We start from the raw sequence: 22,569 nt of genomic DNA, 5'->3' as shown, positions 1-22,569 counted from the left end.
GGGGGGGGTAATTCCGGACTTCTGCGCAGCTACAGGAGCTGGAGGAAGCCGGCAGGGGGATCAGATCCCGCTCAGGCAGTATACCAGCGATAGCGCCTTACTCCCTGACAAACGGCACTGGCGGGGCCCCTTGTCAGCCGTAAAGAATGCCAACAGTACAGATGAAAAAAGTGTGCTTCAGAAGAAGTGGTTCACAAGGCTGAAAACAGCAGCCCACAGACTATAATTGACTGATAGCCGGAAGCTTAACTTCCCTCTTCTTCAGGTAAGGTAGCTTGATTTTGGGTAGTAATCAACAAACCCCTTCTATTTATTGTGGCCAAAAAAAGGGAGCCGCAGGCAGCAAATGCCTGTTAAGTCGTGCATTAGCGCCAAGGTATGGCGGCGGGTTATGGTCCGGTAGCAGGGAAGCTAGCGGAGAAGGGGTAGCTGCCCTTAGAAAGGGGCAACAAAGCAGCCCGATATATTTACACCAGCTTTCCGAAGCGGTCTACACCGGCCAGGGCCTCCTGTATGGTGCTTTGCTGCCGGTAGCGGATCTCACCCTGCAGCAGGGCTTCTTCCAGCCGCAGGCGGTCGATCTGCTTATCCAGATGCTGCAGGCTGCGCATGCGCTGCTGCTTGATCTGCTCAAAATGCCGCCGTTCCCGGGCCTTTTCTTCGGCCGCTTGTTTGAGGTGCTCGATGGAGAGAGACATAAAAAATGGGGAGAGGTTTCTGCCTAAACCCAACGGCCCTGCAATTGTTTAACGATTGGCCTACTTTGTTACAGCACAGTGCACAAGCCAGGCAGCAGACAGGGGTTTGGGATGGGGCCTGCCGGGCAGGGGCTGCGTCTAGCCCAGTTGGTTGAGCCGCTGCAGCAGCTCCTGCTGGTAGCTGTCCTGCTCCTGCCAGAGCCGAAACTCGGCTGCATCCAGACTCTCCTGTAAAAAGGCCTTCATGCACTTGCCGGAGCGCTCCAGCAAAAAGCGCCGGAAAAGTACATTTTTACGGGTAGCGGCATAGCCCTTGCGCTGAAAATGGGCTTTTAAGCCCTCGGGCAGATTTTGTAAAAAGGCATGATACTGCTCCATCTCTTCATAGCCCGGACCATCCTCACCCATGGGCTTCTCCAGCAGGGTATAATACTGCTGGCTGTTTTGCGCAATTCTGGAAAGGGCGCTGAGGGATTGGGAACGAGTTTCTACTGAAATTTTCTCTTGTATCATGTGTGCTGCAAGCTACGTCACGGATAGAAAGTAGATGTCATCCCTGTATGAAGGATTCATCACCATCAACCCGGCTACAGCTGCAGTTTGTTCCGCTCCCCGGCCCTAAACGCAGATGCAAATTGCTTGCTATCAATAAGTTACAATTAACAGAGAAGAAGAAGTGCCTGTTTCGCCCCTAAAGGCAATCCATCATGCGAAAAATACAACAAAAAAATTTCCTGTTTTACAAATCATCATCCATTCACCCGCATCATTAAACAACTTGCTACAATTCCCGCAGCTTGATGTTGCGGTACCAGACCTCACTGCCCCAGTCCTGCAACCCCAACCGCCCCCGGTAATGGCCCCGGCTGATGGGCGCCTGCTTCAGGCCACTGCCGGCAATGGCGGCCTGCCAGTCGGGGCTGTTGAGGTCAAGGTTATGGATCATGACCCCGTTCATGTACACCCTGAAAAATCCCCCCTTGTGCAGCACATGTACCTGGTTCCACTCCCCTACCGGCCGCACCGTATTACCCCCGGCGCTTTCCAGCCCAAAGAGGTCGCCGGCCCGGTGGGCATTTTCTTCTTCAACCCCCTTGTAGATGGCATCGTCAAAGATCTGCAGCTCCATGCCGCTGTGGTAGATCTCCGGGTACTGTGCTGTATCTTCTTCTACAAAGAAAAAGATACCACTGTTGGACAGGGGGCCTACCCGCCAGTCGATCTTCAGCTCAAAATCGCCCTCCAGTACCCGATCTGTCACCAGATCGCCGCCGCCGGGCACTTTGTTGCCGGCCCGCTGGGCCACATAGAGGTGCAGCGCCCCGGAATCTGCCCGCCAGGCCGGTCCTACCCCTTCCTTTCCGTAATTGTGCCAGCCCTGCAGGCTCTGGCCATCAAAGAGCAGCTCCCAGCCCTCCTGCTGCTCCTGTTCGCTCAGGGTATTGTGGCGGAGAGTCCTATCGGGGGTGGCGGAGCAGGAAACAAGCAGCAGGCCGGCGGCCAGTACAGCCAGTGGCAGGTGGAGCAGGGGGTATCTCATGGTCATTGGTAAAGGGCCTGGCAGGGAAGATAAAAAGTTTTCCCCAAAAAAAGCCTCGCCCCAGCTGATTTGTGTCCCCTACACTCAAGCTCCTTCCCTAGTAAAGCTGTCAGGAAAGGGATACGGCCAGAAACTGATGGGGAAGGGACTGTAGCCAGGCTGCGCGTAAATCCGTTCGGTCTTAGCTTCTGCCATCCCGGGCGTAGCGTCCGGCTATAAGGCTGATGATGAGGATCTGCAGGGCATGGTACAGCATAAGAGGCAGCAGCATAAGCCCCACCACAGCCGACTGGCCAAAGAGCACTTTTGAAAAGACGGTGCCGTGCACCAGCGATTTTTTGGAGCCGCAGAAAAGGGCCGCAATTTTATCTTCGGCAGAAAAGCCCAGTAGGCTGGTGAGCCAGTAGACCAGTCCGTAAACGGCAAAAAACAGGAGCAGCACCAGTACCAGCAGCAACAGCAGGTCCAGCAGCCGAATGGCCGAAAAGGCCCCACCGGCAAAGGATTCGGCAAAGCTCTTGTACACGATCAGCAGAATAATGGCCCGGTCGAACAGGCTCAGCTGCCGGCTGTAGCGGGTAGCCAGCCCATGCCCCCATCGCTGCAGCCCAATGCCCAGCGCCACCGGCAGTATGATCTCCAGCACCAGCTTTCCATAAATGTGGCTAAAGTCAAAGGCCTCTCCAGTAGCAGCACTCGCCTGGCTTTGCAGAAACAGGCCCATCCACAGGGGGGTAAGCAAAATGCCGATAATGCCCGAAATGCTGGCATTAAAAATGGCTGCCGGAATATTTCCCCTGGCAATGGATACCATCACCACCGAGGAGGAAACCGTAGAGGGCAGCGCCGCCAGAAAGAACAGGGCCAGCCAGAGCAGCTGCTGGCGCTCGCCCTGCATCAGGGGGTAAAAGGGCAGCAGCAGTAGCGGAAACATCAGAAAGGTAGTGCTTTGCACCAGCAGGTGCAGCCGCCAGTTGCGCAGGCCCATGCGGATCTTTTCCGGGCTTAGTTTAAGGCCGTAGAAGAAGAAGATAAGCGAAACGCCCAGGCTGCTGATAGCGGCCAGCGGAAGCGGCGAGTCCGGCGACCCTCCCTGCGGCAGCAGGTACGCCAGCCCTACGGTAGCCAGCAGGGCCAGCACAAAACGGTCTAATTTTACAAAGCGCAATGGATTCACAGGCACAGGCAGGTAACCAAAGCTGCTTAAAGCCGCAGCCTCTGGTGCATACCGGGCGAAGGTACTTCTGGAAGCGCCAACTTGCAAATGAAAAAAACAGGGGTAGCCTGCGTATACTACGCGGGCTACCCCCTTTCTGCAGCTTTTTGGCGGGTTATCCTCCCTTTTTGATCTCGCTGCCGCCCGAGGCATTGGAGCTTACCTTGGCAGGGCTTCCCCAATAGACAATGTCGGAGCCGCCGCTGGCTGTTGCTGTGAGCTCCCGCACCACCTTGATGTAGCCATCAGAGCCGCCTGACACGTTAACAGTAGCTACCTGCGCTTCCAGCTCCTGCGCTTTAAGGTCACTACCGCCGCTGGCCCTTGCCGTAAAGGTGCCTGCCCGGCCCTGTAGTTCGGCATCGGCCCCACCGCTGCAGGTCACCTCCAGCTCATCGGCCGTCAGGTTCATGCGGATATCGGAACCGCCCGAGGCTGCCATACGCAGGCGCTGGAACCGGAGCGGACCTTCGCCAAAGAGATCGGAACCGCCACTTACCTGAATATCCGTCAGCTGCCGAAAACTCACATAGGCCTTTACCCGCCGCGTATTGGTCTGAGAGCCCCACCAGCGCCGCATCTGCTTATTGGCCGGCAGCCGCAGCACCAGCGTATTGCTGGCATCTACCTCCACCACCAGGTCCTGCAGCGTTTCTTCCGAGTCTACCGCTATCTTCACCGAAGGGCTATCGCTTTGGGAGAGGTACACATCGATGCCCGACATCACCTTGAGGGCGGTAAAATTGGCTACGCTCCGGGTAACCCGCTCCTGGGCCGTGGTGGGCAGGCTACCGATCAGGCCAAGCATAGTAAGAAAAAGGGCTGGCAGTAAAAACGTTTTCATGGGTATAGGGATAAAGGGTAAGAACACACCAACGGCTGGCGTACCTGCTGCTACAGCCGGACTAGCCTTGCTGGCACCTGCTCTTCTGGTAGATGACTCCGGGGGCGCAAAGGTTGCACAAGACGGAAAAAAAAGAGTTGGTACCGCCCCTCAGCTGCCGGTACGGGCCAGAGAGGCCTGCAGGTCTGTGGTGTGGCCGCGTTGTGGCTCCCTATCTCCCTGAAAACTGGCTGCCTGCCGCCTTATACCAGGCATAGGCCAGAGCCAGCCCCTGCGGCACCGAGTAAAGGGGGGTGTACCCAAACAACTTCTGCGCTTTACCAATATCGGCCAGGCTGTGCCGCACATCGCCGGGGCGTTCTTCGCGGTAATGCGGCGACAGGCTAATGCCGGCAATTCCGCTGATCTGCTGCCAGAGCTCATTGAGGGTGGTGCGCTGCCCAACCGCAATGTTCACTACTTCATGCTTGCTTATCCCTTCTGCCAGCATTGCTTTGATGTTGGCCTGCACGGCATTTTCCACAAAGGTAAAGTCGCGGCTGGTCTGGCCATCGCCATTGATGGTAGGCGCCTCCCCCCTCAGGGCTGCTTCGATAAAGAGCGGAATCACCGCCGCATAGGGGCCACGGGGGTTCTGGCGAGGGCCAAAGACATTGAAATACCGAAGGCCAAGGGTATGAAAGTTATAGGTACTGGAAAAAACCCCGGCATAGAGCTCGTTGACATACTTGGTGACGGCATAGGGCGACAGGGGCTGGCCGATCTGCTCCTCTACCTTGGGCAGGGCCGGATGATCGCCATAGGTGCTGGAGCTGGCCGCATAGACCATTCGTTTTACCCCGGCATCACGGGCCGCTACCAGCATGTTCAGAAAGCCGCTGATGTTCACTTCATTGCTGGCCAGGGGGTCGTGGATGGAGCGGGGCACCGAGCCCAGGGCCGCCTGGTGGGATACCAGATCGATGCCTTCCAGGGCCTTGCGGCAGGTGTCCAGCTCCCGGATATCGCCTTCCAGCAGCTCAAATGCAGGGTTAGCCTTGAATGCTGCTATATTAGCCTGCGAGCCGGTGGCAAAATTGTCCAGCACCCGCACCTTGCCGGCGCCCCATTTCAGCAGGTATTCCACCAGATTGGACCCAATAAAGCCGGCGCCCCCGGTCACTAAAAAGCGGTACTGACTCAGATCCTGGGTATGGTAGGGGGTTTGATACATGGGTTACATGAGGGGCTTGCTGGCACAAAGGGGTGCGGCGCCACAGTTCGGGACTGGTCCGCATCCCTAGAACAAGGCTGCAATATAACTTATAGTTTGCATCCCATCTTCCCAATCTTTACAAAATTGCTCCTGCGCCTACAGCAGTGGTTTTTTTTGGGGGTCACCTCATCCCTAGCCGGGCGCCCCCGCCCTTCTCCTTCTGGAGAAGGGGGACTGGATCGTTAATCGTTTGGCGATTTTTTTCTGCATTGGGAAAAGGGACCTTGCTGCCTTAATAGTGGACCTGATCCTGCAAGGGACTGCATTTTGCTTTACAAATTAAGTAGCGGCCCTTCACTGAACTCTACCCCCACAAGAAAGTAACTGCTTTCCTACTATAGTTGAAAATCACCAAACGATTCACCGGCTTAGTCTCCCTTCTCCTTTAAGGAGAAGGGCGGGGGGCGCCCGGCTAGGGATGAGGTTTCTCCCCCCTTATCCACAAACCGTTGGCATAAGTTGTTGATAAAATTATTAGCAAAGGAACATTTTGCTGGCCCGGCAGTTCGTATACTTGCTAATATATTTAGTCTTTCAACCAAAACCAGACGGCTATGGAACGCATTTTAGTGCGCCTGCACCCCTCCGAATCACTTGCAACGCTGGGTATTCCGGTGGTGGGCTATGTGGCGGCGGGCTTCCCCTCCCCTGCCCAGGATTACCTGGAAGACAAGATCGACCTGAACCGGGAGCTGATCCGCAACCCCTCGGCCACCTTTCTGGCCCGGGTAAGCGGCACCAGCATGAGCGGCGATATGGAAGAAGGCGATCTGCTGGTGATAGACCGCTCACTGCCCACCAAAGATGATACTATTGCGCTTTGCTTTGTGAATGGCGAGTTTACCGTAAAGCGCATCCGCAAAAAAGGGAACCGCCTGTTCCTGATGCCCACCAACAAGTTGTTTCCGGTCATCGAGCTGGAAGATGGCGGCGAGCTGATTGTCTGGGGGGTGGTGACCTACATCATCAAAAACGCCCGGCATGCATGATGGCCCTGGTTGACTGCAATAACTTTTACGCCAGCTGCGAGCGGGTGTTCGACCCCCTGTTGGAGGGCCAGCCCATTGTGGTGCTCTCCAACAACGATGGCTGCGTAATTGCCCGCAGCCAGGAGGCCAAGGATCTGGGCATTAAAATGGGCACGCCGGCCTTTGAGATCCGGGAGCTCATTGAGCAGCAGGGGGTGCAGGTGTTCAGCTCCAACTACACCCTCTACGGCGATATGTCGGCCCGGGTGATGGAAACGCTGCGGCAATTCAGTCCCCATGTGGAAGTCTACAGCATCGACGAGGCCTTTCTGGATGCCGACGGCCTGCCGGGCGGCAGCGAGCCCGACGCTCTGCTACGCTGGGGGCAGGAGCTGCGGGCCACGGTGCGCCGGCATGTGGGCATTCCCGTAGGGGTAGGCATCGGCCCCACCAAAGCCCTGGCCAAGGTAGCTAACCACATCGCCAAAAAACATCCGCAGCATAAAAAGGTGGGGGTATTTGTGCTGGATGGGCACAAGCGGGAAGAAATTCTGCAGAATTTTCCCATTGGCGACGTCTGGGGCATCGGCCGCAAGCATGCCGAGCGCCTTATGCAGCAGGGAGCCAGCACGGCTCTGGCCTTTACGCAGCTGCCCGAGTCCTGGGTAAAGCAGCATATGTCGGTAGTGGGGCAGCGGCTGCAGCGGGAGTTGCGTGGCCAGTCCTGCCTGTCGCTGGAGCTGGTGGCCCAGGCCAAGCAAAACATCTGCACCAGCCGTTCCTTTCCCGACATGCTTGAGGATGTGGAGCTGATAAGGGAAGCCGTCAGCACCCATGCCAGCCGCTGTGCGTTTAAGCTGCGGCGCGAGGGCAGCTGTGCCGGGGCCCTCACCGTTTTTGTGCACACCAACCGCTTTAAGGAAAACGAGCCCCAATATGCCAATGCCCAGACGCTGCTGCTGCCCCAGGCCTCGGCCGACAGCCGGGTGCTGGTGCGCGCGGCCCTCCGGGGCCTGGACATGATCTATAAAAAGGGCTATCGCTACAAAAAAGCCGGCGTGATTGTGAGCAAAATTGTGCCCAGGCTACAGGTGCAGCAGGATCTCTTTGCCAGCTCAGAAGAAAACAGCCGCCTGATGAAGGTGATGGATTCCCTCAACAGCCGCTACGGGCAGGAAAAGGTGCGGGTAGCGTCTCTGGGCTACGCCAAAGACTGGCGCCTGCGGCGGGAAAAGCTATCGCCCTGTTATACCACCAGCCTGGCCGAGGTGCTACTGGTGAGGGGGTAGTGCGGTTTAATGAGCACGTGTAGGGCATGTCCTGCTCCCCTTAATAGTCCCAGCACCGGTATTCCTCATGCCGGGTCTTCATATCCTCATAGAGCCACACCATGCGATCGAGGTACCGGCTCTTGGCCGGGCAATTTTTCGTTCTGTGGTCACTTGTTTATACCGGCAGAGACCCTTGCGAAGCTGTGAGGGCGCTTGCGTTATTCTGTTGTGGTGCCAGGCTCATGTGATATTTTTCATCTCAACCGGATTTTGCCTGCAATCAAAAATAGCAGCAATCGTGATGGTCTGTTTTTGAATCCAGTAAACAATCTTATAATTCCCTTCTACGAGATAGCGATAGTCCTCAGTGTAGTCTACCAACAATTCTTCCTTTTGGCCGATAAGGGGATTTTCCTCAAGTATTGATACTTTTCTTACTATTCTGTTGGTCAGCTTTTTGGCGACTGATGGGCTGGCTTTCACATAATAATAATCGTAGATTGATCGCAGCTGTCTTTCGGCTAATTGAGACCAGACAAGAATTATTTCCATGTCTGGATTTTCCGTTTCAAATCCTGATGCGAAATAACACGACCTTCTTCACTGTCAAGCTGTGCCTGGTCTATCATTGCACGAAATTCGTCCATAGACATGGGAGTCTGGCTACTCTCGTACTTTTTGCTTTTTTCCTCTTTAATAAGGGATTCTACCTTAGAAATTATCTCCTCATCATTAATATGGAGAAACTCTTCAATCAAGCTTAATTTCCTCGTTTGTATATTCATATCCCTTAGAGTTTATCTTACCCAAAGTAAACAATCTTTTCGATGTGAGGGTTGCGATAGGCACTTTTTTGCCTGGCACCAGCAACCTGATACCAGCAGCAATTACTGTTATTTTCTTTGTAACTGCTGTCACGCTGCAGCGCTTAGCGAAGATAACATAGCGCATTTTTTCCATTCGCACAAGACCTTCAGGGGACAGGGGCTTGCTGCTTTTCCGCCCCTCACCTACTCTGCTGCTCCTGCAGCTCCCGCATCACCAGGCGCAGCTCGAAGTAGGAGACGCCCTCGCCCAGAATTTCTTTGGCCTCGCCCAGGGAGGTAAAGCCCATTTCCTCTACATAGCCGGCAATGAGCGACTGGGTTTCGCGGGGCACCAGGCGGTCCATGTCCAGCTCGCCGGAGCCGGCAAACTGGCTCAGGTGAGTCTCGACGGTGGAGCGGGCCAGGCCCCGGATCTCCATGATCTCCTCCAGCGAATGGCCGGCTTTAAACAGGGCCAGGGTCTCCAGCTTGGAATCTTTCTTCTCCTTTTTCTCGGCCCGGGCTGCGGCTTCGGATTCCCGATCCGGCTCAGGGGTTGGAGCGGGTCCTTTGGCCATGCTGTTGATGATGGCCAGCAGGTCCTCCCCCATCTGCTCGATCTTCTTTTTGCCCAGGCCTTTGATCTTTTTGAGCTCGGCCAGGGTGCGGGGCTGGCGGGCGGCCAGCTCTTCCATGGTCTTGAGCTGCATGATCATGTAATGGGGCAGGTCATGCTCTATGGCCATCTCATCGCGGTACTGGCGCAGGCGCTGATAGAGCTCGGGATGGTCAGAGGGCACATAGGGGGTGCCGTCCTTTTTCTGCGGCTTTGTTTTGGCTTCTTCCAGGCTGGCCAGGGCGCGGGCCTGCAGGTAGGCCTGGGTGGTAAAGCCCCCCCTGCTGGCCTGCAGGCCGGCTTCTTTGATCTGGGCGTCCTGCAAGAGGGCCTCCAGGGCGGTCTTCAGGCTTTTCTTTACTTCTTTGTTGTCGGTTTCCAGGCTAAGGTCTTTCAGGGGTTCCAGCACAAGCTCGCTGAGCTTTCCGGCAAAGTAGGGAGCCGCCTGCTGCACGCGGGCCTGCAGCGCCCGGTTCTCCTCTACCATCCCCTCATAGAGGCCCAGCTGCTGCAGCTGGTGGCCAAATTTGTGGCTCACCTGCTCAATGGCCGTGCGAAAGCCCTCCTCCAGCGGCCTGATGATTTCAAGGGGGGTACCGGCCAGGCTGCCGGCATGCTCCCGCAGCAGCTTGTGCAGGTAGCCAATGCGCCGGCCCAGCCCGCCAAAATCAAAGAGCTCCAGCAGCAGGCGCTGCTGGTACTCCTGCCGGGCGCCCTTGAGGGCATCGGGGCCGGGCTGGTTCTGTTCCACCCGGCCGTTGAAGCCGATAATGGTGGCATCGCTGATGATGCTGCCGGGCGCCAGGGGTTGGGTGAGCACCAGGCCCTCCAGGGAGCGGCAGCGGCTCAGGGCCACATACACCTGCCCGTGGGTAAAGGCGGCATTGGCATCAATGATGGCCTTATCAAAGGTAAGCCCCTGGCTTTTGTGAATGGTGATGGCCCAGGCCAGCTTCAGGGGGTACTGGCGAAAGGTGCCAACAACACTTTCCTGTATCTCTTTGGTTTGCTCATCCAGGGTATACTTATAGTTGTGCCACTCGGCCTGCTCTACATAAATAGGGTCTTCATCTTCAGGACCCTGCACCACAATCACATCCTCCAGTATGTCGGTTACGGTGCCGATCTTGCCGTTGTAGTAGCGCTTTTCCCGGGCCAGGTCGTTCTTAACAAACATCACCTGCGCCCCTTTTTTGAGCACCAGCTGCAGCTCGGTGGGGTAATTGTATTCCGGAAAATCGCCCTCCACACCGGCCTTGAATGTATGGGCCTTCCCGCCAATCTGCTGCAGCTCCCGCTCGTTGATCTGCTGGGCCTGCTGGTTGTGGGTGGTAAGGGTGATGTAGCCTTCGGAGGCAGCGGGGCTGAAGCCGGGCTGGCAGCGCTCATTGAGGCGCTGCAGCAGGGGCCCCGCCAGCCGGTTTTCCCGGATGCCATTGAGGATATTTATGAACGTCTCATCGCGCTGCCGGTAAATGTGCTGCAGCATAATGGGCACATACTCGCTCTGCTGCAGGGCCTGGCTGCCAAAAAAATACACGGTGCTGTAATGCTGCCGCAGGAGCTTCCACTCCTCTTCCCGGGCAATGGGGGCCAGCTGCTGCAGATCGCCGATCATGAGCAGCTGCACCCCGCCAAAGGGCTGGGTGCGGTCCCGGTAGCGGCGCAGCACCTCGTCGATGGCATCCAGCACATCGGCCCGCACCATGGAGATCTCGTCGATCACCAAAAGGTCCAGGCTGCGGATGATGTTGATCTTTTCCCGGCTGAATTTCTTGACCTGCCGATCGCCGCCTGTCTGTGCCGCACCGCGAGAGGCCGCCCCCGGAATGTAGGGACCAAAAGGGATCTGAAAGAAGGAATGAATGGTAACCCCGCCGGCATTCATGGCAGCTACCCCCGTAGGGGCCACCACCACCATGCGCTTGGGCAGGCGCTTTTTCAGGTTCTGCAGAAAGGTGGTTTTGCCGGTGCCTGCTTTGCCTGTCAGGAAAATATGCTTGTTGGTATATTCTACATACTCATAGGCCAGTTGAAGCTGTTTATTTTCGGGCTGCTGCATGCGGCAAAGGGGTGTTGGTTAAAAAGTGGGAAGCGGCGTTTTTGGGCAAGCGCTTCCGCTATCTAAAAACCAGATCGATGTTGTATTGTTAGGACTCTCAGGCGAATATCGGAAAAAGGGGGAAGGATTGCCAGAGAAATTACCGCATCCATTCCATGGCGGCCATTCCATGGGGGCCATTCCATGGTGGCCATTCCATGGGGGCCCCAACCCGTCTCCTTTAGGGCGGACGGCCGGGCCGCGCAGGCTAGCCAGAAGGGAGCCAAGTCTATGGAATTGCGTGAGATAGCCAGAAAATAGTAACTATGGAAAATGCTAAAGGTATGGGGACGCTAGAAAATTTCTAGAACCCTTAAGAATTACTAGAGGTCTGGTTCCCTTCTCCAGTAGGAGAAGGGCTAGGGAAGATCTCCCTGCGCCACTGCCACCAGCCCCAGAGGCTCAGCAAAAGAAACACTACATACTGAGCGGCAATGAAGCGGATATCCCGCGCCCAGTAAATGCCAATGGCCACCACATCCAGCGCAACCCAGAGCCACCAGCTCTCCAGCTTTTTGCGGGCCTGCAGCGTAATGGCCAGCACACTGGCCGTGCTGGTAAAGGCATCGGCCCAGGGAAAGGCCGCCGGCAGGGCAAAGAGCTGCGGCAGCCAGAGATGGATCCTGCCCATGACGGCCCCCAGCCCCCCGGTGCCCAGCACCAGCACCCCTGCAAACAGCCAGCGGGAGGCCGCCGGCAACACCCCCACGGGCACCCCCTGCTGCTGCCCACGGCGCCAGTTGCGCCAGCCCCACACACTTACGCCAAAAAAGACCAGCTGCAGCAGCATATCCGAGTAGAGCTGCACCTGGTAAAAAAGCAGAAAGAAAAACAGCTGGTTAAGAATGCCGATAGGCCAGGTGATGATATGGGCCCTGACAGCATAGTACACCGCCGCCAGCCCGGTAAGGGTGCCCATCAGCTCCAGAAAGCTCAGGGGATAGTCCCCGATCTGCACCAGCACGTAGCTGGCATCCCATATCGTTTTTACGTTATCCATTGGGGGTAGCGCCTCCGGCCGCAGGTGGGGCCGGGGGCGGCACATAATTACGGCGGCGGGCCAAGCTTTCCAAGCGGGGCTGTATACTTAATTGCTCATTTGCCGTATGTTAGGTTGGTTCCCCAAAAAGATTTGTCTATACTAGACGTTTTATTTGAAAGTATACCCTATTGGAAAATATTCCCGCCCCCACTTTGTCGGGCAAAAAAGGGGATGCTGACTTCTGTGGCAGCATTCCGCTCAATTTTTTGAATTTAATTCAGCCGCATGGTCTGCTATTGGTACTACAACCCAGGAGCCTCACCATTGTACAAGCCAGCGAAAATAGCCAGCAGCTGCTGGGCCTGGCCGCCGAGGAGCTGGTAAAACAACCCCTTGAATCGTTTCTGGACCCAGCCGAATGTAGCGCCCTGCAGCAGAAACTGGCCCAGCGCGATACCTTTAGCTACCTGCCCCTGAGCCTGCGACTGAAAACACCGGCCGGTAGCAAAACCTTTTCGGCCACGCTGCACGGCCGGGAGGCCTACCTGCTGCTGGAGCTGGAAGAGCTGCGGGCCGACGCCCAGCCCATGGCCTTTACCACCATTTATCAGGAGATCAGCTATGTAGTGGCTGCCCTCAAGGAAGCCGGCAACCTGGAGGAGCTGGGTCAGCTGGCCACCCGGGAGCTCAAAAAGCTGTCGGGCTACGACCGCATCATGCTCTACCGCTTTGACCGGGACTGGAACGGCAGCGTGCTGGCCGAAGCCCAGGCGGTAGACCTGCCCGACTCCTACCTGGGCCTGCGCTTTCCGGCTACCGATGTGCCCCGCCAGGCGCGGGAGCTTTACCTGCATACCCCCTACCGCATCATTGCTGATGCAGCCGCTCCGGCAGCCCGGCTTTATCCGGTCATAAACCCCCTGAGCAGCAGCCTGACCGATATAGCCCAGTGTGTGCTGCGGGCCGTGCCCCTGGTGCACCAGGAGTACTTGCAGAACATGGGCGTGCGCGCTTCCATGTCTACCCCCGTGGTGATCGGCAACCAGCTCTGGGGCCTGATCTCCTGCCACCACCGCCAGGCCAAGCAGCCCTCTTTTGAGGAGCGGGCCACCTTTGAGATCGTTTCCGGCATTATTGCCGCCCGCATCAGCGCCCTGGAAAAAGAAGAGAGCTTCCGCTACCGCTCCCGCCTGCACAAATCAGAACTTAAGCTGCTGGAACAGCTCTATACCCATCCGTCGCTTGACGAGGGCCTGCTAGCCCAGCCCGCCACCCTGCTGAACCTGCTGGAAGTGAACGGCCTGGCCCTGGTAACGCGCAATGGGTTGGAGACCGCCGGCGAGGTACCCCCCGAGACCCTGATCCACCAGCTGATCCGCTGGCTGAGCCGCTACAACAAGGAAAAGGTGTTTGCCACCGACTCCCTGCCGCGCCTGATTAGTGAGGCAGCCCCCCACCGTCAGCTGGCCAGCGGCCTTATTGCGCTGCAGATTGCCGGTGGCAGGCAGTACCTGCTGGGCTTCCGGCCCGAGGTGCTCAAGACCATCAAATGGGGGGGGAATCCCAACGAAGCCTTAAATTTTGAGCCCGACGGAAAACAGTATCATCCCAGAAATTCGTTTAATTTGTGGAAAGAACAAGTTGAATACACCTCACACCCCTGGCAGGCGGAGGTTTTAGAGGCAGCCCAAACGCTGAGAACAGCGATTCTGGAAAAACTGGTTAAAGAAGATATACGCCTGTAATGAACCCAACTCTTTTTAATCGGTCGTAGCCAAATTGTTGCCCTTTTTTGCTGTATGAGCACGCCTATTTCATCTGAATTACCACACCTCCCGGGACAGAAGCGCTCCACTGCCCGCCAGGATGATCATTACATTGTAGGCGTTGGCGCCTCAGCGGGTGGCCTTGAGGCCATCAACGAGCTCTTCGATAACATCTCCCAGACTGAGAACTTCTCCTTTGTGGTGGTGCAGCACCTCTCGCCCACCCACAAAAGCCTCATGGACGAGCTGCTGACCAAGCACACCCAGATGAAAGTGGTAAAGGCAGAAGAAGGGGTGCACATCCGCCCCAACCAGGTGTACCTGATCCCCGCAGGCAAAAACATGACGGTGCGCCACGGCAAGCTGCGCCTCACCGACAAGGCCGATAGCAGTGGCCCCAACATGGCCATCGACATCTTCCTGAAATCGCTGGCCCAGGACAAAAAAGACCGGGCCATTGCCATCATCCTCTCCGGCACGGGCACCGATGGTACCAGGGGCATTGAAGCCATCAAGCAGCAGGGCGGCCTGGTGCTGGTGCAGGACCCTGCCACTGCCAAGTTTGATGGCATGCCCAACAGCGCCATCAGCTCGGGCTGCGCCGATATGATCCTGCCTGCCGAGCTGATGGGCGAAGAAATATTCCGCTACCCGGAAAACCTGCACAACAAGCGGTTTAAGAACCTGGCCTTTAAGGAAGAAGATGGCGCCTACCTGCAGGAAATTGTAAAACTGGTGCGGGAGCATACCTCGCATGATTTCTCCTCCTATAAAGAGCAGACCCTCTACCGCCGCATCATGCGCCGCATGATTCAGCTGGATATTGACAGCCCCCAGGAATTCATCCACTACCTGCAGAATAACCCTGACGAGATCAACTACCTGGGAAAGGAGTTTCTCATTGGCGTAACGCGCTTTTTCCGCGATCCCGATGCTTTTGCCATTCTGGAAGAGCAGGTGATCCCCGACATTATCAAGAAAAAGAGCCACGATAACCCCATCAAACTCTGGGTAACGGCCTGCAGCACCGGCGAGGAAGCCTATTCGCTGGCCATGCTGCTGTGCGAGGGCCTGCAAAAGGCTGGCAAGGATATCAACGTAAAGATCTTTGCCACCGACATTGACCCCGTTGCGCTGGAATACGCCGCCAAGGGCTCCTACCCGGAGAGCATAGCCAATGAGGTGCCGGCCGGGCGGCTGGAGAAGTTCTTTACCCGGGAGGGCAACCGCTACTGCGTAAGCCAGCAACTGCGCCGCATGGTGATCTTTGCCCAGCACAATGTAACCAAGGACCCCCCCTTCAGCAAGATGGACCTGGTGAGCTGCCGCAACATGCTCATTTACATGAAGCCCACGCTGCAGCGCAAGGTACTGGCCACCCTGCACTTTGCCTCCATGGTTGGGGGCTACCTCTTTTTGGGCTCCAGCGAAAATTGCGATGAGCTGGAGCCGGCCCTGAAGGTGGTAAGCAAGAAGTGGAACATTTACCGCATCATTCACAAAAGCAAGAACTTTATCTTTGATGGCTCGGTGCACGACAAGGAGCGGCTCTATGCCCAGAAGGTGGCCGATGTACGCCCCCGCCCCCGCACCGTAGAAGCCGAGCTGCAGGAAGCCTTCCACAGCCTGGTGACCGAAGAGCTTGGCTATGCGGTGGTCTTTATCAACGAAGAGTATGACATGATACAGGCCACCGGCGACTACAAGCGCTTTCTGGAGATGCCCGAGCGGCAGCTGCAGATGAACCTGCTGCGCCTGGTGCCCAAAGAGGTATCGCTGGCACTGAACCTGGCCCTGCGCAAAGCCACCCGCAACAACGAAAAAGCCATGGCAAACCGCATAGAAGTGGTGCGGGAGGGCATGGTGCAGGTGATAAGCCTGGTGGTAAAACCCTTTCTGGACGCCGACCAGTACAACCGCAAGTTTATCTCGGTGCTCTTTAAAGAAGAGGCCTACGAAAAAGTGGAGCCCGGCCAGCGGCCGCGGTACGAGCAACAGGTAAACCTGGACCGCCTGCTGGAGCTGGAGAGCGAGCTGCGCCATACCAAGCAGGACCTGCAAGCCATGGTGGAAGAGATGGAAACAGCCAACGAAGAGCTGCAAAGCTCCAACGAAGAGCTGATCTCCTCCAATGAAGAGCTGCAAAGCACCAACGAAGAGCTGCAATCAGTAAACGAAGAGCTGCATACCGTAAATGCCGAGCACCAGCAAAAGATCCGGGAGCTTGAAGAGCTCAATGACGACCTCAACAACTATTTCCGCAGCAGCGATATTGGCCAGATCTTTCTGGACCGCAAGCTGCTGATCCGCAAGTTTACCCCCTCGGTCAAGCAGCAGATCAACCTGATCGAATCTGACCTGGGCCGGCCCATCAGCCACCTCTCCTACAACATCAAGGCCGAGAACCTGGTAGCGGATATAGAAGAAGTATTAAAAACCGGCGAGTCCCTGCAAAAGGAGGTAGAAACCCGCAACGGGCAGGTGTACCTGATGAAGATCCTCCCCTACCTGCGGCAGGACCGGCATGTGGATGGCGCCGTGGTAACTTTTGTAGACATCACCAAAGCCAAGGAACTGAGCACCCTGCTGCAGGGGGTCCTGGATAGCTCCGCCAACGGCATCATGGCCTTTAGCCTGCTGGGAGACAAGCAGAACAAACCCCTTGACCTGGTCTGGACCCTGATCAACAAGGCCGGACGGCAGCTCTTTAAGCGGGAACACAAAGGGCTGGAAGGCCTGCGGCTCTCGCAGGAACTGCCCGGGCTTAAAAAAGACGGTATCTTTAAAAAGCTGCTGGCCGCGGCCCAGAACGGCAGCCCCCTGCACCTGGAGTACCACTACCAGCACGAGGAACAGGACCGCTACCTGGAGCTTACCGCCGTACCCATTGACAGCGGCCTGGCCCTTACCGTAGTTGATATCAGCGAGAAGAAACGTGCCGAAGAAGACCTGCTGGAGGCCTATGATGAGGTAAAGGAAGCCGAAGAAAAGCTCCTGAAACTGAATGCCGAGCTGGAGAAGCGGGTAAACGAGCGCACCCTGGAACTCTCCGAAAGCGAAGAACGCTTCCGGCTGCTGGCCCGCGCCACCAACGATGCGGTCTGGGACTGGAAGCTGGTAAGCCGCGAGTTCTGGTGGAACGAGGGCTTTGTGGAGATCTTTGGCTATAAGCAGAACGAGATAGAGCCGGGGGTAGAATCCTGGTTCAGCCGCCTGCACCCGCAGGAGCGCGATGCCATTGTGCAGGAGATCAATGAGGCCATCAACAAGGGGCAGAAGCAGTGGTCGGCCGAGCACCAGTTCCGCAAGGCCGATGGCAGCTATACCTGGGTCTACAACCGGGGCTACATCCTGGAGAATGAGTACGGCATCCCCTACCGCATGCTGGGCTCCATGGTAGACCTTTCTACCCTTAAAAAGGCCCAGGATGAGCTTCAGGAAAGCAATAAGAACCTGCGCAAGATCAATACCGACCTGGACAACTTTGTGTACACCGCCTCCCATGACCTGCGGGCGCCTGTAGCCAACCTGGAAGGCCTGATGATGCTGCTGGGCCCCAAAATGCAGCAGAACCTGGATGAGAAGGACAAGCGCCTGATGGATATGGTAGAAGCCTCCATCGAAAAGCTGAAGCGCACCATCCACGGCCTGCTGGAGATCACCAAGGTGCAAAAGGATCTGGAAAAACAGATTGAGCCACTCCAGTTTGAGGAAGTGCTGGAAGATGTGCGCTGCGATATCCGCAAGCAGATTGAAGAGAGCGGAGCGCTGATCGAAACTCATTTTGAGGTACCCGGCATCCGCTATACGCGGGTAAACCTGCAGAGCATTTTCTACAACCTGCTCAGCAATGCCCTGAAGTACAGCTCGCCGGATCGCCAGCCCCACATCCGCATCAGCACCGAGCAAAAGGAAAAGCATGTGGTGCTTACCTTTACTGACAATGGGCTGGGCATGAGCGAAGCCCAGCAGAAAAAGCTCTTTACCATGTTTAAGCGCTTCCATACCCATGTGGATGGCACCGGCATAGGCCTGTACATGGTCAAGCGCATCATCGAAAATAATGAAGGCCGCATTGAGGTAAAAAGCACCGAAGGCAAAGGCACCGCCTTTAAGATCTACTTCCGCCAGAAATCTGCCGCCAAGCAGGAAAAGCAGCCCCTGCTGGTGAAGTAGTGTGCTGAAATCTTAGCGTTCAGCAGGATATTCCAAGGTTTTGAAAACCTTGGAGGATGGCACCCCCTACGGATTCGTAGACCACATGCTGGCCTCCTTTACAAAGGTGCGGCGGTTAAGCTTCAGCTGGGCGATAAGGAGCTCGGCCAGGTCTTCGGGGTGCATCACCCGGTCTGCCTCTTTGCCAATCAGGTTCTGGCTATAGGCCATGTCTGTTACCACCGTACTGGGGGTAAGCACGCTTACGCGGATGTTGCTCTTGCGCACCTCCTGCATGAGCGATTCGGTAAGGCCCATCAGCCCGAACTTGGAGGCGCTGTAGGCGCTGGTGACTGCACCGCCCCGCAGGCCGGCCGTAGAGGAGATGTTGATGATATCGCCCCGCTGCTGCTCCAGCATGCTCGGCAGCACGGCGCGGGTCACATAATAGACCCCAAAGAGGTTTACCTTTACATTGCGCTCCCAGTCTTCGGGCGAGAGCTCCAGAAATTTGCCAAAGCTGGCGGTGCCGGCATTGTTGATGAGGATATCAAGGGTACCCAGCTGCTGCTGTATGGCCTGCACAGCCCGCTCTACGGCCGGCCGATCGGCCACATCAGCCGTTGCATAGGCTGCTTTTACCCCTTCCTGCTCAATCTCCCGGGCTACGTCTTTCAGCTCGCTCTCGGTACGGGCCAGCAGGCCAACTGCCACCCCTTCGGCCGCCAGGGCCAGGGCAATGGCGCGGCCTATTCCTTTTCCGGCGCCGGTCACCAGCGCTACTCTTCCCTTTAATGATTCCATCGTGTATGTGTTAGGTTGCAAAAGCCGGCACAGCGGCCCGCTCCCTGCTATAACCCTTGCACCCGCCAGTTGTTGGCAGCAGGCCGCTTTTCAGCAGCAAAACAAAAAGCAGGGGCAGGGGCGCATTTTTTGGGCTAAAAATCGCCAGCTCTTCTCCAGCTTTCATACCTTTAAGCCTTATACCCGGCGCATCCAGCGCCTAACTTCCGGCAGTTTGCTCCAGGATAAGAAGAAATACCAAGGCCTCGCCCTGCTCATTGGCGCCCTGCTGATGCTGGTAAAGTTTGCCGGCTGGTGGATCACCGGCTCCAATGCCATTCTGTCCGATGCGCTGGAGTCCATTGTGAACGTAGCCGCCAGCGGTTTTGCCCTCTACAGCATTGGCTATGCCGCCCGCCCGCAAGACCTGGACCATCCCTATGGCCATGGCAAGATCGAGTTTTTGTCGGCCGGGCTGGAGGGGGCGCTCATTGCCATCGCCGGGCTGGCCGCCATGGGCAAGGGGGTCTACAACCTCTTTCATCCCCAGCCGGTAAGCGCCCTGGGGCTGGGCATAGGCCTTACCCTCTTTACCGGAGGCGTTAACTGGGCACTGGCACACATGCTGCTGAAAAAGGGTCGCAGCCTCAACTCCATCAGCATGCAGGCCGATGGCCGACACCTGATGACCGATGTGGTGACCAGCGGTGGGCTGGTGCTGGGCCTGGGGCTCATCTACCTCACCGGCCAGGTCTGGATCGATAATGTGGTGGCGATCGTGTTTGGCGGCATCATCATCCTGTCGGGCTACCGCCTGCTGCGCGATTTTGTGGGCGGCATTCTGGACGAGGCCGACCTGAGCCTGGTGGAGCGGGTAATTGTGCTGTTGAACCGGCACCGCAGCAAAAACTGGATGGATGTGCACCACCTGCGCATCCAGCGCTTTGGCGCGGGCATTCACCTGGATTTTCATTTTACCATGCCCTACTACTTTACGCTGGAGGAGGCCCACCGGGAGATTGATGAGGTAACCCGGCTGGTGCAGCAGAACCTGCCGCATGAGGCCGAGTTTTCCATCCACGGCGACCCCTGCCTGCCCCCTCATTCCTGCGGCATCTGCCTGAAGGACGATTGCCCCGTGCGCCGGCAGCCCCTGCAGCGGCGCATTGAGTGGACCATGTCCAATGCCTACCAGAACGAAAAGCACAGCCTGCAGACCCCGGACTAACCTTATCACTCGTCCGGGCATCGCCCCTCGGTTCGGCCTCCGGGCATCAACAATACCCCCTGCAGCGCACTACCAGGCCAGGGATTGGCAGGGCGTCAGCCCTCAGCAGATGTTCAGAACATCCTCTTAATACATCTGCATCAACACACCCTTCCGGCCGCTGCTTTCTCTGCCAGAAAAAGCAGCGGCAGCCCACGCCCTCCCTGCACCGGCGCCATTGCCTGCCCGCAGGTACAGGGTGGCAGGCAGCTAGTCACCGGCCTAATGTAGACCAGGCGCTGCCTGATGATTCCCCTTTTGCCTGAAGAAGTAAGCTCCACTACTCCGGCGAGCAGGGCTTTTATTACCCTGGCCAGGGCTAAGCGGCACGACCGCCCCAAAAAGGATTCATTCGGCACAGGCAGAGCAAAATCCCTTGCGGCCCATGCCATGCAGGGCATGTACCTAACAAAAAATTATTTTGCTACTGCAAAGAAGTAAGAAGAAGAAAAGGCTATGTACTTTTTATCCCTCAAAGAGCAAACGGTCAGGATATACACCAAAAGCTTAACGCCTGATTTAAAGGTAGTTAATCAATTTTTTAGTTTTTAAGAGTAGTACGGAAGCAAGAAATAGTATCTACTTTTTAATCTTTTTTTAATGTAAGAAAACTTTGATGATGTTTAAACAACACTTAACTTCGTACTAAATAATCTCAGAAAGGTTCCAAGATAGCCAGGTGAGGTTTTCCTGATTTTTATCACAAATTAGTACCGGATGGAGGTTTTTAAAATCCTACCCCTCAGCACAGCTGCAGCTATATCCCCTGCCATGCCTTGCTGGTCCTGCTCCACCGGTTTTGCGGCAACTACCCTACTCAACCATAATGCTGATTATATGCCCCATGCAGCTATAGCCACTACCCTTTACTAGCACCGAAGCCCTGCCCATGGCCCTGTAGCCGGGAACTACAGAACGGGCTTCACCAGACAACTGCTGACCGAGCGTCACCGATCCTATCAACACCAAAGCCGCCGACCCTGAAGGGGGAGGCTACATCAACATAAGACAGGCCTATGCGTAACCGCCCTTCCGGGTGCTTTAGGGCACCCGGAAGGGCGGTGACCCCCTATGCTTTGTCCAAACACGAACCATTTATCCAAACACAATATGAATCTAGAACTTTTACGCATCGGGTGGAGTACGGCCAGAGGAGGCCTTACCCGCTACACCTTAACGCTCCTCGCCCTACTTTTGGTAGCCTCAAGTGGCTACGCGCAGACGGTAACTACAGATAAGGATGACTATGCTCCCGGGGAGTATGTTATCGTAACAGGCTCTGGTTGGACACCAGGAGAAACAGTAGAATTCGATTTCCATGAAACTCCAAGGGTTTGCACCAGTGACCATCATTACAGAAGCACTGTTGCAGATGAAAATGGTGATATTTACTATGATCAGTATCTAATAAACATTAAGCATTTAGGGGTTTCTTTTGTGCTTACTGCTACAGGTCAAACTTCTGGATCGATAGCTACAGCTTATTTTACTGACGCAAATATTCATTTCAGAGCAACAGGCCTTCCAAATGGAACAGATGTTTCTGTAATTGTAATATACACTCCAGCTACACCTACAAATTCACCACAAAAAGAAGAAACTATTACCTTCAAGTCTCAAAACAATGGGCAAGTTGCGGCTGCAGAAGGCACTCAGGTATTTTGGACTTTTAAAAATACTTCAACAGATCCAGTTTATATAAATACAGCATCTACAGGCACTCAGGGTTTTACAGTAGCTGGAAATTTAACAGGTTCCAATGCAATCACTGGCTCATATTCACTATGTTCTTCGCCATCAATTACAATACAGCCCAACAACAAGTCTATTACCTACGGAGAAGCAAATCCTACTTTCTCAGTAAATGCTCAAGGTGATGGGATTGTCTATCAATGGCAAACAAGAGCTAATTTAGGCGCCGCATGGACTAATGTAGGGACTAATGCGAATTCTTATACAGTTTTAAATCCAAGCGTTACTTTAAGTGGCAGCCAATATCGGGTTATAATAACCGGTATTTGTGGTACGGTTACAAGTAATGTGGTGGAATTAACTGTGAATGCGAAAGCAGTTGTAGTTACGCCAACTGCGGGTCAAAGCAAGGTATATGGCTCTGCTGATCCTGTCTTCACCTTCTCGAACGATGCCAGCCTACCTGATGCTGCCTTCACAGGCGCTCTTGGCCGTGCGGCCGGTGAGAACGTGGCCGATGGTCCTTATGCTTACACTTTAGGCAATCTATCTGCTGGCTCCAACTACAGCCTGAGCCTGGGTAGCAACAACACATTCACCATCAATGCC

Annotated in this window: 17 protein-coding genes; 6 read left to right on the top strand and 11 right to left on the bottom strand. The window is 55.8% G+C overall.

Features of this window, described 5'->3' with window-relative positions; genetic code table 11:
* Positions 1-467: 467 nt before the first annotated feature.
* From ADICEAN_RS13530 to ADICEAN_RS13505, 6 genes are all read right to left on the bottom strand, one after another.
* Positions 468-698, bottom strand: a complete 231-nt coding sequence (locus ADICEAN_RS13530; protein WP_009196182.1) for a Clp protease/crotonase-like domain-containing protein — start codon at positions 696-698, stop codon at positions 468-470.
* 138 nt (positions 699-836) lie between these two features.
* Positions 837-1,211 carry a hypothetical protein gene (locus tag ADICEAN_RS13525; protein WP_009196181.1) on the bottom strand — a complete coding sequence of 125 codons (375 nt, stop codon included), beginning with the start codon at positions 1,209-1,211 and terminating at the stop codon, positions 837-839.
* Positions 1,212-1,479: 268 nt separating this feature from the next.
* Positions 1,480-2,238: a 3-keto-disaccharide hydrolase gene (locus ADICEAN_RS13520; RefSeq protein WP_040397221.1), complete on the bottom strand. Its 759-nt coding sequence runs from the start codon at positions 2,236-2,238 to the stop codon at positions 1,480-1,482.
* A 181-nt stretch (positions 2,239-2,419) separates the two neighbouring features.
* Entirely contained in the window at positions 2,420-3,415 is a 996-nt protein-coding gene (locus tag ADICEAN_RS13515) for a bile acid:sodium symporter family protein (protein ID WP_009196179.1), read from the bottom strand.
* Between the two features lie 154 nt (positions 3,416-3,569).
* Positions 3,570-4,298 (bottom strand): head GIN domain-containing protein, encoded by a 729-nt coding sequence (locus ADICEAN_RS13510; protein WP_040397219.1) that lies wholly within the window; start codon positions 4,296-4,298, stop codon positions 3,570-3,572.
* Between the two features lie 211 nt (positions 4,299-4,509).
* The gene (locus ADICEAN_RS13505) at positions 4,510-5,511 is read right to left on the bottom strand and encodes an SDR family oxidoreductase (RefSeq protein ID WP_009196177.1); all 1,002 of its coding nucleotides are present in this window, start codon (positions 5,509-5,511) and stop codon (positions 4,510-4,512) included.
* A 596-nt stretch (positions 5,512-6,107) separates the two neighbouring features.
* On the opposite strand from ADICEAN_RS13505, the gene ADICEAN_RS13500 reads away from it, so the two are divergent.
* Both ADICEAN_RS13500 and ADICEAN_RS13495 read left to right on the top strand, forming a co-directional pair.
* Positions 6,108-6,542 (top strand): LexA family protein, encoded by a 435-nt coding sequence (locus ADICEAN_RS13500; protein ID WP_009196176.1) that lies wholly within the window; start codon positions 6,108-6,110, stop codon positions 6,540-6,542.
* On the top strand, positions 6,539-7,810 hold the full coding sequence (locus tag ADICEAN_RS13495) for a Y-family DNA polymerase (RefSeq protein WP_009196175.1): 1,272 nt from the start codon (positions 6,539-6,541) through the stop codon (positions 7,808-7,810). The genes ADICEAN_RS13500 and ADICEAN_RS13495 overlap by 4 nt, the downstream gene beginning before the upstream one ends.
* 222 nt (positions 7,811-8,032) lie before the next feature.
* On the opposite strand, the gene ADICEAN_RS13490 is transcribed toward ADICEAN_RS13495, so the two are convergent.
* From ADICEAN_RS13490 to pnuC, 4 genes are all read right to left on the bottom strand, one after another.
* Complete coding sequence (locus ADICEAN_RS13490) at positions 8,033-8,344, bottom strand: type II toxin-antitoxin system RelE/ParE family toxin (RefSeq protein ID WP_009196174.1); 312 nt, start codon at positions 8,342-8,344, stop codon at positions 8,033-8,035.
* Complete coding sequence (locus ADICEAN_RS13485; protein WP_009196173.1) at positions 8,335-8,577, bottom strand: hypothetical protein; 243 nt, start codon at positions 8,575-8,577, stop codon at positions 8,335-8,337. Before ADICEAN_RS13485 ends, ADICEAN_RS13490 begins: the two co-directional genes overlap by 10 nt.
* A 221-nt stretch (positions 8,578-8,798) precedes the next feature.
* Positions 8,799-11,276 carry a helix-turn-helix domain-containing protein gene (locus tag ADICEAN_RS13480; RefSeq protein ID WP_009196172.1) on the bottom strand — a complete coding sequence of 826 codons (2,478 nt, stop codon included), beginning with the start codon at positions 11,274-11,276 and terminating at the stop codon, positions 8,799-8,801.
* Between the two features lie 352 nt (positions 11,277-11,628).
* On the bottom strand, positions 11,629-12,315 hold the full coding sequence (gene pnuC, locus ADICEAN_RS13475; protein ID WP_152426430.1) for a nicotinamide riboside transporter PnuC: 687 nt from the start codon (positions 12,313-12,315) through the stop codon (positions 11,629-11,631).
* 170 nt (positions 12,316-12,485) lie between these two features.
* Here pnuC and ADICEAN_RS13470 point away from each other — a divergent pair, with 170 nt between their 5' ends.
* The gene (locus ADICEAN_RS13470; RefSeq protein ID WP_009196170.1) at positions 12,486-14,042 is read left to right on the top strand and encodes a GAF domain-containing protein; all 1,557 of its coding nucleotides are present in this window, start codon (positions 12,486-12,488) and stop codon (positions 14,040-14,042) included.
* Between the two features lie 54 nt (positions 14,043-14,096).
* Positions 14,097-18,239, top strand: a complete 4,143-nt coding sequence (locus ADICEAN_RS21330; RefSeq protein ID WP_009196169.1) for a chemotaxis protein CheB — start codon at positions 14,097-14,099, stop codon at positions 18,237-18,239.
* A 66-nt stretch (positions 18,240-18,305) separates the two neighbouring features.
* Here ADICEAN_RS21330 and ADICEAN_RS13460 read toward each other — a convergent pair whose 3' ends face one another.
* Positions 18,306-19,022, bottom strand: a complete 717-nt coding sequence (locus ADICEAN_RS13460) for a 3-ketoacyl-ACP reductase (RefSeq protein ID WP_009196168.1) — start codon at positions 19,020-19,022, stop codon at positions 18,306-18,308.
* Between the two features lie 214 nt (positions 19,023-19,236).
* Between ADICEAN_RS13460 and ADICEAN_RS13455 the strand changes: the two genes are divergently transcribed.
* On the top strand, positions 19,237-20,229 hold the full coding sequence (locus ADICEAN_RS13455) for a cation diffusion facilitator family transporter (RefSeq protein ID WP_040397223.1): 993 nt from the start codon (positions 19,237-19,239) through the stop codon (positions 20,227-20,229).
* 1,149 nt (positions 20,230-21,378) lie between these two features.
* Positions 21,379-22,569 (top strand): MBG-2 domain-containing protein (locus ADICEAN_RS22345; RefSeq protein WP_185094339.1); only part of this gene is annotated, 1,191 nt, incomplete at its 3' end.

The organism is Cesiribacter andamanensis AMV16 (genome assembly GCF_000348925.1).
GTDB lineage: Bacteria > Bacteroidota > Bacteroidia > Cytophagales > Cyclobacteriaceae > Cesiribacter > Cesiribacter andamanensis.
Note: the sequence above shows the minus strand (reverse complement) of the source record. Positions and strands in the feature narration are given on the sequence as shown.